The following is a 12,333-nucleotide window of genomic DNA, read 5'->3' on the forward strand; positions in this document are numbered from 1 at the left end:
AATGCTTTCCGCTGAAGAGCTCAGCCGTGTCGTTATAGTCTTGGTGCGCGCACGCAACCCGAATAATATCGGCGCAGTGGCGCGGGCCATACACGACTTCGGCTTTCGCCATCTGCGCATCGTTAGCGATTACACCGTGCCATTTGCGACGGCGCGTTCCGCCGTGGATGCTTCTGAAGTGCTCTCTGACGCCAGGACTTTCGCTTCTGTAGTGGACGCAGTTGCTGACTGCACATTGGTGGTTGGAACAACGGCAGTGGGCGAGCGTGCGTTGCAGCACCCGCTCCGTACGTTGCAGCAGGCTGCTCCGCTGATTCATAGCGAAATGGCGCGCGAAGATCTTGGAGGCCGAGTCGCCATGCTCTTCGGATCAGAGAAGACCGGGCTGAGCAATGAGGAATTGAGTCACTGTAACTGGCTGTTGACCATCCCCATGCAGCAGTATGAGGACGCTCGGCACCCTTCCATGAATCTTGGCCAGGCCGTTGCGGTCTGCCTGTATGAACTCTTCCGCCACAGCGGTGAGTCGCTTGCGGAGGTTGACGATCCAGCAGCAACGGCAGGTGAGCGCGAGCGGTTGGTAACATTGCTGACCGAGGTGTTGCGGACGAGCGGATATATCAAGCGGCATCCGGCAAACTGCACTGAAGAGCAACTTCGCAGGCTGGTCATGCGCATGGGTGTTTCGACAGGCGATGCTCCAGTGTGGATGGGGATTCTACGCCAAGTGCTGTGGAAGTTCGGCGAGACGGATGCCGGATAGCAACTGCTTCGCGTAGTCTGGAGTGCGTTCATTTGATGGAATGCGGAGGTGCATGTTGCAGGGTAAGGGACTGTATGTGGTGGCCGGAATTGCGTTGGCATGTTGCTGGACTGCAAGCGGGAGAGCGCAGGGAAGACAACTGACTACGGCCGACTACGCGCGCGCCGAAAAGTTCATGTCGTACAACGTCAATCCGCTGGTCTACCACACGGTCAACCATATTGCATGGCTGGATGACGGGCGCTTCTGGTATCGCGACCGCGATGCGGCTGGCGTCACCTATATGCTTGTCGATCCGGCAAAGAAGACCAAAGGCCCGGCCTTCGACCAGGCAAAGCTCGCGGCGGCGCTGACCGCAGCTTCAGATGGAAAGACTACCTACGACGCGCGCCATCTTAAAATTGCCGAGTTTACGCTGAGCGACGGAGACCGCAAAGTTGCACTCACGCTCGACAATGGCCTTCGGATGCAGTGCGACTTAAGCAGCGCAGGACGATGCAGTGTTGAAAAAGCCGCGAGCTATGCCGGTAATGAGCCCGCGACGTTCTCGCCCGATGGGAAAAAGGCAGCGTTCATCCGTGACTGGAACCTGTGGGTGCGCGATGTGGCCACAGGTAAGGAGACGCAACTAACCACCGACGGCGTCACCGACTTTGGTTATGCGACCGACAATGCAGGCTGGCAGCGGTCTGCAAGCGCCATCGTCGCCTGGTCGCCCGACTCGAAGAAGATTGCTACTTTTCAGCAGGATCAGCGCAAGGTCGGCGATATGTATCTCGTTCCCACCACGAACGGCCATCCGACGCTGGAGGCGTGGAAGTACCCGCTGGTGGGCGACAAGAACGTCATCATGATCGAGCGCGTCATCATCGATGTGGACAAGCGCAAGGTCATCCGCCTGAAGACGCCCAATGACTACCATCGCTCGACCATCTGCGATGACGTCAGTTGCAACGACAAGCACTGGGACGATGTGGAGTGGGCGCCGGACAGCAAGAGCCTTGCCTTCGTCTCTACCTCGCGCGATCACAAACAAGAGTGGCTGCGTGTGGCCGACGCCGCCAACGGCAGCGTGCGCACGGTAATGACTGAATCGGTACCAACCTTCTATGAGAGCGGGTATAACCACGTCAACTGGCGCTACCTTCCCGAATCGAATGAGGTTCTCTGGTACAGCGAGCGCAGCAACTGGGGCCAGTTGTATCTCTACGATCTTGCAACCGGCAAGCTGAAAAACCAGATCACGCATGGCGATGGCATGGTGACTCAGGTGCTTCGCGTAGACCCGCACGCGCGCACGATCTACTTTCTGGCGGCCGGGAAGGAGACCGGACGCGACCCCTACTTCGAGCATCTGTACAGTGTTCATTTTGACGGCAGCGAGCAAACGCTGCTGACGCCGGAAGACGCTGACCACACGCTCACTCTCTCGCCTGATGGTCGCTACTTCGTCGATGTCTACTCGAAGCCCGACCAACCGCAGACTACGGTTGTGCGCAACAGCGACGGCGCGCTCATGATGGATGTGACGAAGCAGGACATCACGAAGCTGGCGGTTGCCGGTTGGAAGTCGCTCACGCCTATCACGGTGAAAGCGCGCGACGGCAAGACCGACCTCTATGGCTATATGTTCAAGCCGACGGACTTCGATCCCGCGAAAAAGTACCCCATCATCGACTACGTTTACCCCGGCCCATGGTCGAGGTCCTGCGGGTCGCGGCAGTTCTCCGCCGCACACGGCGACGATCAGGCGCTGGCCGAGCTGGGTTTCATCGTCGTCTGCATCGACGGCATGGGAACCGACGAGCGTTCGAAGTCCTTCCACGAGTTCTACTACGGCAGACTGGGCGACGACACGATCCCCGACCAGATTGCGGGCATCAGGCAACTAGCGGCGCGCTATCCGTGGATCGATCTCGACCGCGTCGGCATGTGGGGGCACTCCGGCGGGGGCAACGCTACTGTGTCGGCCATGTTCCACTTCCCCGACTTCTTCAAGGTGGGGATCGCGGAGAGCGGCAACCACGACAATCGCGAGTATGAAGATGACTGGGCCGAGAAATGGGCTGGGCTGCTGGTGAAAAATCCTGACGGCACTTCGAACTACGACAGCCAGGCCAATCAGAACTATGCCAAAAATCTGAAAGGGCATCTGCTGCTCGCCTACGGCACGATGGACGACAACGTGCCTCCGTACAATACGCAACTAGTGGTCGATGCGCTCATCAAGGCGAACAAGGACTTCGACCTCATTGTGCTGCCCAACATGCGCCACGGCTACGGCGAAGACTCGCAGTATATGACGCGCCGCCGCTGGGACTATTTTGTCTGCTACCTGGCCGGCGATACGCCTCCGCATGAGTATGAGATGAAATCGTGGAGTGAGGTTTTGGCTACCTACAGGCAAAACTGACGGTACGACCGAGGATATTCGCGGATAAGCGCGGGTGATGCATTCACGCTTTCCTTCTTCATCGGGCAAACATCGCCCGAACATCCTCGCACCGCAACCCGCGCTCGCGCAGCTTGCGAATCGCCAGTGCGTCGTGTCGCTTGGCCAGCCTTACACCATCGGCATCGCGCACGAGGCGTGTATGAAAATAATCGACCGCTCCAAGGCTGAGGGCGCGTTGCAACAGAATCTGCCGTGCGGTGGACTTCAGCAAATCGGCCCCGCGCACAACTTCAGTGATGCCCATCGCGGCATCGTCCACCACGCAGGCAAGCTGATAACTGGGCAGGCCGTCTTTGCGCCAGACCAGAAAATCGCCGAAGTCCGCGCCCGCCGTATAGTTCTGTGCGCCCATGTTCACATCTGTAAACGAGACTGTTTCGCCTTCCGGCACGCGGAAGCGGTAGTTCACGCCCTCGCTGAAAGTTCGTGCGGCCGTGGTTGTAGGTCTGCATCGCCCGCTATAGACAGGCTCATCGTCGGTATCTTCGTGTGGAGCGGCAACCATCCGCGCCAGCTCGCGTCTGCTGCACGAGCATGGATAGGCAAGCCCTTCCGCCAGCAGCCGCAGAAATGCTTCACGATATAAGATCAGCCGCTTTGACTGCACGATCATCGGCGCCGTCCACTCGATGCCGAGCCAGGCCAGGTCTTCGAGCATCGCATCGACAAACTCCTGCTTCGACCGCTGCGGGTCGAGGTCCTCGTCGCGCAGCAGCAGTATGCCGTGACGCTCTTGCGCGCGTTGATAGGCAGTCCAAAACGTTGCTGCGTGGCCAACATGCAGCAGCCCGGTCGGCGAAGGCGCCAGCCGTCCAACATATTGTTGATGCGCACTCATGCTGAACAGCAGGATAGCCGACGCTACATGTAATCCACGCCGTACTGCACGGGAATCTGCGTGAATGCGATACGTGTAGGTGCGGACTCGCGCGCTGGAAGCATTCCGGCGAAGTGCAGCGTGGTGTGGCCGTACTTGAGGTTGAGCTTATCCATCGTCGCCGAAAGTTGCGGCCTGTTATTAGGGTCGTCAAACAGTTCTGCCTGATGTTCGCTTTCCGGCGTCAGTTCTCTGAGCGTAATGCCGACGAAGAACGGCCTGCGGAATTCTTCGCCCTGCGGGCGCTGCCGCCAGAGCTGGCGCATGACCTCCAGCAGCGAGAGAGTGTCTTGACACTCGCGGAAGCGCGCTTCCATACCCCAACCCGCGTGCTTGAGCCCGCTGAAGTGCTCGCGCGACTTCATGTGCACGGCCTGCTCTTTCGTGAGTGCAAAGCGGATCGTCACGGACAGCGAGCCCGCGTAAAACTTCTCCATTCTTAGCCGCATCGTTGCCTTGTGAAGCAGCTTATTCGCCACCGCCCATGCGCCCTCGTCGGTGCGAAACTCAGGGGCCATCACGTGCGAGTGGCCAAGCGACTTCTGCACGCCGCTCGACACGGGCGCGCCATCATCTCCGGTCTCTTCGCCGCGCAGCCAGTGGTAGAGGCGGTCGCCCCAGACGCTGTCCCAGAGCTTGTGCATCCCGGCGCGGTCGAGCGCGAGCAACTGCTCCATCGTGTGGATGCCCCGCCGGTTCAGCCGCGCCTCAGTTCGAGCGCCCACGCCGGGCAGGTCGCGCAGTTCAAGATGCGCGATGGCTCGCGGCAACTGCGAGGGCAGTAGGCCAATCAGGCCGTCTGGCTTCTGCATATCGCTGGCGATCTTTGCCAGGTAGCAGTTCGGGGCCATACCAATCGAGCACCGGAGCGCCTCGCCCACGCTTTTGTAGATGGCCCGCTTGATGTCGAGCGCAATGCGCCGCGCCCGCGGAGGTTCCTGCTCGCGCCCCATTAACTCGCATACCATCTCGTCGATGGAAGGGTTGTGCGCCACCGGGCAGACCATCTCGACCGTATCGCTGATGGCCTTCGAGTACTTTGCATAGTCCGCGTGGTCGCCTTCGATGAGCACAATCTCAGGACATATCTTCTTCGCCTCGCCCACCTGCGTGCCGGTCTTGATGCCAAGCGCCTTGGCCTCATAGCTGGCCGCGATGCAGCAGGTCGTATCGGCCTTGGTCGGCACCACGGCCAGAGGCCTGCCCCGGTACTCCGGGTGCAACTGCTGCTCCACCGAGGCAAAGAACGAGTTCAGGTCGATGTGCAGGAAGCCAAACCGCTCGGGATGTGCAGCTTTGCCCATAGCGCAAACTCAACCAGATTATATTCGCTTTTTGTTTGCCTAATAACTTACGAATGGCTGGAGGCCGAGATCTGGACCAGCTCAGCCTCCTACGCGGACTCAGGCGGAAGTTGCTTCGGCTGGGCTTTGTTTGCCGGTCATCCAGCTGAGGGCCTGCCAGAGGTACTGCCTCATCTCCTTGCGGGGAACGATGGCGTCCAGGAAGCCGTGTTCGAGCAGGAACTCGGACCGCTGGAAGCCTTCGGGGAGCTTCTGGCGGATGGTCTGCTCGATGACGCGGGGGCCGGCGAAGCCGATGAGAGCTTCGGGTTCGGCGATGTTGAGGTCGCCGAGCATGGCGAAGCTGGCGGTGACGCCGCCCGTGGTCGGATCGGTCATGACGGAGATGTAGGGGACTTTGGCTTCGTCGAGCCTGCCGAGGCCGTTTGAGACCTTGGCGAGCTGCATCAGGCTGGCGATGCCCTCCATCATGCGCGCGCCGCCGGAGGCCGAGATGATGATGAGCGGGTTGCCGGTTGCGAGCGAGCGGTCCACTGCGCGGGCGATGGTCTCGCCGACGACAGATCCCATGCTACCGCCGATGAAGTTGTACTCCATGACGCTGAGCACGACCTCGTGCGGTCCGATTTTTCCGATCGCGTTGATGATGGCATCGTTCAGGCCGGTCTTCTTGCGGGCCTCGTGCAGGCGCTTTTTGTAGGGCTTCAGGTCGGTGAAGTCGAGCGGGTCGGTCGAGACGAGGTCAAGATCGACCAGTTCGTAACCAGGATCGAGCAGATTTTCGATGCGCGAGCGGGCGTCGATGCGGAAGTGGTGGCCGCACTTGGGGCAGACGCGCAAGTTGGCTTCGAGGTCGGCCTTGAAGATGACCTCGCGGCAGCCCTCGCACCTGACCCAGAGGCCCTCAGTGCGGACGGTCCGGCGGGCGTCGTTGACGATCTCGTTCTCTTCGCGTTTAAACCAGGTCATGGGATGCCTCGATTATTGTACCGGTTAGCGGCAAAGCGGGCAGGGTTGAGGGCATCGAAAAAAGATGATGCAGAATGTCGAATCAGCGGGCCGCCGTTCGACATAGAGATAGAAGCCGGATTGAGACAGCGGACGCTTGCTGCCAAACCCGGCTCAATACCTGAATTAAGAGGAGATGATGCGATGCGTGTCATGGTGATTGTAAAGGCGGATAAGCACTCAGAGGCAGGCGTGCTGCCCAGCACGGAAATTCTGACTGCGATGACGAAGTATAACGAAGATCTGGTGAAGGCCGGTGTGATGCAGGCTGGCGAGGGCCTCAGACCCAGCTCGCACGGTAAACGGGTAAAGTTTTCCGGCAGCACACGAACCGTGACCGACGGGCCATTCACCGAAGCCAAGGAGCTGATCGCGGGCTACTGGCTGTGGAAGGTGAAGTCGATGGAGGAGGCGGTGGAGTGGCTGAAGCGCGCTCCATTTGATGGCGAAACCGAGATTGAACTGCGCCCCATCTTTGAGATCGAGGACTTCCAGCAGAATATGACTCCAGAGCTGAGGGAAAAAGACACCAAACTGCGCGAAGAGATCGGCAGGAAATAGCCACGTTATCGGCGGGGGCGAGACAGCACGATTCGCCTTCGCCGCTATCTTCCACTTGTACCCGCTTTTGGAAGATCTGTTCTTCTTTGATTCAATTTGTACGGATGAGGTATGGCTCGGCGGCGGGGTCTCTGGGGTGGATGCTATCGGCGACCTCGGTGGCGGTGCGTTTGTCGGGATAGCGCGGATTGACGCGCACCCAATAACCGGTGGGTCCGGCAAATTCGATGACCTTGGCGGTGGTGTAACGGCGCATCAGATCCGCCTTCAGTTTGATGGCGTCCTTTTCCCGCGAGAACGCGCCAATCTGCACACACCAGCGGCCAGCGTGATCGGCTGCGACATGACCGGGCGGGTCAAAGGCTTCGACACGAACCCTGGCGACTCCCGCGCGATAGACGCCGGTTGCCTTTGCCGCAGCGAGCGAGAGGTCGATGATGCGCCCGTGAACAAAGGGGCCGCGATCTGTGATGCGCACGACGGCGGACTGGTTCGTGGCAAGGTTGGTGACACGCACGAGGGTGCCCAGCGGCAGCGTGAGGTGGGCGGCGGTCATGGCGTTCTGGTCATAGACCTTGCCGTCGGCACCTCTGCGACCTGCGTAGGGAGGCCCGTACCAGCTCGCGATCCCGACCTGCGTCATGACAGGCGTACCGTAGCTTTCAGGGATGCTCGCGGAAGCAGACCTGGAACTTTCGGCAGATACTGTTCCACGATCTGAAGTTGCTGTGTGCGAACGCTGGTTGATAGCGGGCGGTGGCGGCGGGCTGTATGCCCTTATCTTTTCTCGATGGCAGCCGGCGGCGCCCAGCACAAGCACGGACAGTACGGTCGCTGGCAGCAGTCGGGCGCGGATCGACGTTGCGCTGCTCAAGGCTTCCCCGCGTCTTCCGGCTGCTTCGCGTCCTGTGCGCGATCGTCCATTCGCTGAGCCAGCTTCTGCATCTCTGCGGCCGCAACGCGCAAGGCCTGGGAGCCGTTGCGGCGAACGTCCGGCACTACTTCGTCGTTGATGTATTGGATGACCTTACGCAGATCGTCCTCCGTGCGGGAGCCGACGTCTTGAAATATCCGCTCCCACGGGCGTTTCGTCGCTTCGGGCATCGCGCACCTCACCAGCTTCAATTATGTAGATGAGGAAAAAGGCCGGTCAACGCACATTGTGGGCTATTCCGCTGTGTGGTGCCGATGTGGTAACGCACGATTGGCCAATGATTTCAATACATCCTCATGCAACTCCAGGCACCGTGTGCGCGTCCGTTGTATGGTAGACGAGTTGGATTGTACCCCGTCATTACCGGCCATCGTGCCGCCCCAAATAGAAGCTCATCGAGGTCATCCATTTGGTCTTTTCTGGAGCCAGGCTTGTTGCATTCGTGACGTGTCTGCTGATTACGGCCATGACGCCGCTATGCTGTGCGCAGACGACCGTCACCAAATCTGCTGTGAACGTTGCGCTCGAGCTCCCCGATGCTCCAGGCATGGTTGGAAGGGCTCACGCATTGGGTGCCAAGACGCCAGCTATAGCGCAGTCCTCAGGGACGCCCGTCGCTCAGGCATGGAGGCAACGCACGCGACCGGCAGGACGTTTCGATACGAACATTACGCCCGACGAGATCGCGCCGCCGTTGTCCGTCTCCGATAAAGTTCTCGTCGGCCTGAAAGACTCTGTCTCGCCGCTTTCGGCGATCTCTTGGCTAACCTCCGCGGGCTGGTCTCATTTGATCGACGGCAGGCCGAACTATGGAGTCGACAGCGGGGCATTCGGCGAACGGCTCGGCGCGTCGGTCCTGCGCGATACCAGTGAGACCATCTTTACCGAATCAGTGTTCGCGCCCGTCTTTCATGAGGACCCGCGTTACTACCAAATGGGCCGAGGGCACAGCATCCTGAGGCGCGGACTCTATGCCGCAACTCGCGTCGTCGTTACGAGGAAGGACGATGGCCGCGCGACTCCGAACCTTTCGCTCTTTGCGGGCGATGCGGCTGGCGCTGCTCTCACTCTCACGTACTATCCGTCAAAAAACACGTCCTTCCGCGAGGGCATGGAGACCTTTACCGGCTCTCTGGGAGGATCGGCCATAGGTTTCGTTGTCGATGAGTTTCTTGACGACGCGTTGCGGATCGCTCATCTCAAGAAGCGGGAGTAATTTTCCCTTGATAGTGTTGAAAGGGAGAGGGGGGTGGATTGCGCATATGCATTGGATACTGTTTTGGGCGCCGTTCTTCTTGATTTCGCTGGCAGGCGCCCAGACAATACCGCCAAACTCTATGGCAACGGAAGGGTCTTCGGCGCAAGCCGCATCGAACGCGCTGCCAGACGCACCCAGTGCGGCCCATCGGCAGGACGTTGTGGCTATCGCTGAAGCTGCGTTCAAGACCCATGGCAGCGGGGCGAAGACCTGCGGAGTCTTCACTTCTATGAAGGTCATCTATCTGGATCCGGTCCGCGTCAATCAGGCTCCCCGGCCCTGCGTTGAACTCATCTACCCGTATCAGCGGTTTCTCAATACCAATGTGGCGATTCCGCTGACCTGGAGGCAGAAGGGCTATCTGGCCCTACATAGTCTTACCGACCCGGCCAATCTCGGGACTATTGTGGGCGTCTCCGCGATTACAATCGGGATCGATTCGCATACGGCATACGGACCTGGCTGGAAGGGCTTCGGTAAGAGCGCCGGAGTCAGCATGCTGCAGGACGCCACCGGCCAATTCTTCGGCGTGTTCGCCATCCCTGCGATCGCGCATCAGGACCCGCGATACTACCGGATGCCGCGCGCAAGTGTGCCACGGCGCATCCTGTATGCCATCTCGCGGACTGCGGTTGCGCGCGGCGACGATGGCCGCTCGATGCCCAACTATGGCACGTTGCTTTCCTACCCTATCAACGCAGAGCTGAGCAACCTCTATGTGCCGGGCATCCACCCCAACGGCGAGTCCACAGTGGCACGCATTATTACCGGTCTGGCCATAGACCCGGCCAATAATCTGCTGACTGAATTTCTGCCCGATGTGGCCAGCCGCGTTCACGTGCGCGTCATCTTTGTGCAGCGCATCATCAATAATGTTGCCGCGCCGGACTCACTACAGTAACCCAAAGAGGCCCACATATCAAATAATTTTCCATGCTTCGGCCTTCCATTCGCAGCAGCAAATCGCCGTTCAATGCAGAATATTGCCGTTCAACCGTCTGAGCTTCTGCCTAGACATCCCGATGCGTACTGTTAATTGCGAACCGGAACTATCCCCCACCGCATCATAGCTATAGGGTAATGCGGTGGCTTGCGCGCGACATGGTGCAACAGCTCATGCCGTTGTGCGCTGCGCGTTGAACCCGATGTCGAAGACGATTGCGACAAAGCAATCGAAGCAAATGGATTTTTGAGGAGAGATAAGCAATGGCAAAGCCAGCAAAGTTGGCGGAAAAGGCGCTCACCTACGGAGCGAAGGCAGGATGGGCGGTGTTCAGCAAGCTGAACTCGATTAGTCCAAACAAGAGCTTTACCCCAAAGTGGAGCGACAAGCCGCTGCTCAAGAGCTATCAGAAGGAGAAGCCCCCGCTGGGCTGGCCACGCACGACCGATTCGCTGTGTCCCAAGTGCATCCCTGAGATCCGCCAGCAAATCGTGGATGGCAAGCTGCCGCACGAGATCCTGCTCAACGAGAAGGTCGGCGAGATCAAGGCGCAGATCATCGAGCGCAACGGCAAGATCATGATGGTGAAGGACTGCCCCATCCACGGCCACTTCGAGGATGTCATGTCCATCGACCCGCCGATGATGAAGCATCTCGAAGACGTCTTCCCCGGCCGTGACATCCGCGCCCACAACGACGAGAAGCTGCACAACCACGGCACCTCGACGGTGACTCACGGCCGCGGTTCGGTGTTGACGATCGACCTGACCAACCGCTGCAACATGATGTGCGACCCATGCTTCATGGACGCGAACCAGGTCGGCTTCGTCCACGAGCTGACATGGGACGAGATCAAGACCATGCTCGACAACGCGATCACCATCAAGCCGCGCCGTCAGATGAGCGTGCAGTTCTCGGGCGGCGAGCCTACACTTTCGCCGTACTTCCTCGATGCGGTCGCCTACGCCCGCAAGGTGGGTTACAACTCGGTGCAGGCCGCGACTAACGGCATCGAGTTCGCCAAGTCGAAGGAATTCGCCAAAGCCGCCGCCGAAGCCGGTTTGCGCTATGCCTACCTCCAGTTCGACGGCATCGGCAACGCGGCCAACTCGCATCGCAAGGTCGGCAATGCGTTCGACGTGAAGCTTCAGGCTATCCATAACCTGCACGAGGCCGGCGTGGACATCGTTCCCGTGACGACCATTGTCAACGGCATCAACAACGAGCAGGTGGGCCGCATCATCGAGTTCGCGCTCGATAACCCAAAGAAGATTAACTTCCTCAGCTTCCAGCCAGTCTCGTTTACTGGTCGCGATGAGGAGATTTCGGACGAGCGCCGCGCAGCGCAGCGTTATACGCTGTCGCACCTGGCGCACGACATCCGCAACCAGACCGGGCTTGGCGAATCGACGCGCGACTGGTTCCCGATCTCGTTCATGTCCACCTTCTCGGACTGGGCCGACCTGGTTCACGGGCCGGAGCATGACTGGGGCCAGCTTTCCTGCGGCTGCCACCCGAACTGTGGTATCGGCATGGCGCTGATGATCGACAAGGAGACCAAGGAAGCCGTTCCCGTCACCGCGTTTCTCGACGCCGTGCAGCTTGCCAAGGACGTGGCGAAGGTCAACGACGCGGCGCGCGGCAAGTTCCTCTCGATCGTCGGCGTATCGCTTGCGCTGTTGCGCAACTACGACCCATCGAAGGCACCGACGCACTTCCGCATCATGGACCTGCTACAGAAATTCGACAAATGCTTCGGCGCAACCAACAAGAACTACGGCAAAGTCACCGGCGACCGCACGATGGCCGACATCGAGCAGCGCCGCGCCGACCGCTGGAACTTCCTGTTCATCGCCGGCATGTGGTTCCAGGACCTGTTCAACTACGACTTCCGCCGCACCGAGCAGTGCATCATCCCCTACGCGACGCAGGAAGGTGAGATCAGCTTCTGCGCGTACAACACGGGCGTGGGCTGGAGGAACATCATCGAAAAGATGCACATGACCTCCACCCTGACCAAGTGGTACGAGGAGCATGGGCGTCACGAGATCTTCGCCGGCGGCAAGAAGGTGGGTCTGGAGAAAGAGGCGAAGTACGATCTGGTGCTGAACGAGGCCCACGTCAACTCCGCCGCCAACGACACCTTCGACAAGAGCGGCATTGCCAAGAACGCCCGCGAGGAGAAGATCCGGGCACGCGACGCGAAGATCAAACAGGACGCCGAAAACGC

11 protein-coding genes are annotated in these 12,333 nt (G+C 59.6%); 6 read left to right on the forward strand and 5 right to left on the reverse strand.

What is annotated here, in order from left to right; genetic code table 11:
- Window position 1: 1 nt before the first annotated feature.
- Together VFU66_RS14695 and VFU66_RS14700 are read left to right on the forward strand one after the other, a co-directional pair.
- Complete coding sequence (locus VFU66_RS14695; protein WP_326447018.1) at window positions 2-763, forward strand: RNA methyltransferase; 762 nt, start codon at window positions 2-4, stop codon at window positions 761-763.
- 52 nt (window positions 764-815) lie between these two features.
- Window positions 816-3,176, forward strand: a complete 2,361-nt coding sequence (locus VFU66_RS14700; protein ID WP_326447019.1) for a S9 family peptidase — start codon at window positions 816-818, stop codon at window positions 3,174-3,176.
- A 58-nt stretch (window positions 3,177-3,234) separates the two neighbouring features.
- Here VFU66_RS14700 and gluQRS read toward each other — a convergent pair whose 3' ends face one another.
- The 3 genes from gluQRS to accD all read right to left on the reverse strand — a co-directional run bounded on the left by gluQRS (window position 3,235) and on the right by accD (window position 6,368).
- Window positions 3,235-4,056, reverse strand: coding sequence for a tRNA glutamyl-Q(34) synthetase GluQRS (gluQRS, locus tag VFU66_RS14705; RefSeq protein ID WP_326447020.1), 822 nt, complete (start codon window positions 4,054-4,056; stop codon window positions 3,235-3,237).
- 23 nt (window positions 4,057-4,079) lie between these two features.
- Complete coding sequence (locus VFU66_RS14710) at window positions 4,080-5,399, reverse strand: DNA polymerase Y family protein (protein WP_326447021.1); 1,320 nt, start codon at window positions 5,397-5,399, stop codon at window positions 4,080-4,082.
- Between the two features lie 99 nt (window positions 5,400-5,498).
- Window positions 5,499-6,368, reverse strand: a complete 870-nt coding sequence (accD, locus tag VFU66_RS14715) for an acetyl-CoA carboxylase, carboxyltransferase subunit beta (protein WP_326447022.1) — start codon at window positions 6,366-6,368, stop codon at window positions 5,499-5,501.
- Between the two features lie 3 nt (window positions 6,369-6,371).
- Between accD and VFU66_RS14720 the strand changes: the two genes are divergently transcribed.
- A complete protein-coding gene (locus tag VFU66_RS14720) occupies window positions 6,372-6,968 on the forward strand; it encodes a YciI family protein (protein ID WP_326447023.1) in 597 nt (198 codons plus the stop codon).
- Window positions 6,969-7,059: 91 nt separating this feature from the next.
- On the opposite strand, the gene VFU66_RS14725 is transcribed toward VFU66_RS14720, so the two are convergent.
- A complete protein-coding gene (locus VFU66_RS14725) occupies window positions 7,060-7,611 on the reverse strand; it encodes a septal ring lytic transglycosylase RlpA family protein (protein WP_326447024.1) in 552 nt (183 codons plus the stop codon).
- A gap of 227 nt (window positions 7,612-7,838) precedes the next feature.
- Entirely contained in the window at window positions 7,839-8,072 is a 234-nt protein-coding gene (locus VFU66_RS14730; protein ID WP_326447025.1) for a hypothetical protein, read from the reverse strand.
- Between the two features lie 272 nt (window positions 8,073-8,344).
- Between VFU66_RS14730 and VFU66_RS14735 the strand changes: the two genes are divergently transcribed.
- The 3 genes from VFU66_RS14735 to VFU66_RS14745 all read left to right on the forward strand — a co-directional run.
- Window positions 8,345-9,118, forward strand: coding sequence for a hypothetical protein (locus VFU66_RS14735; RefSeq protein WP_326447026.1), 774 nt, complete (start codon window positions 8,345-8,347; stop codon window positions 9,116-9,118).
- Window positions 9,119-9,239: 121 nt separating this feature from the next.
- Window positions 9,240-10,061, forward strand: a complete 822-nt coding sequence (locus tag VFU66_RS14740) for a hypothetical protein (protein WP_326447027.1) — start codon at window positions 9,240-9,242, stop codon at window positions 10,059-10,061.
- A 305-nt stretch (window positions 10,062-10,366) separates the two neighbouring features.
- On the forward strand, window positions 10,367-12,333 hold a 1,967-nt coding region (locus VFU66_RS14745), incomplete at its 3' end, for a radical SAM protein (RefSeq protein ID WP_326447028.1).

It is taken from the genome of Edaphobacter sp. (assembly GCF_035763405.1).
Lineage (GTDB): Bacteria > Acidobacteriota > Terriglobia > Terriglobales > Acidobacteriaceae > Edaphobacter.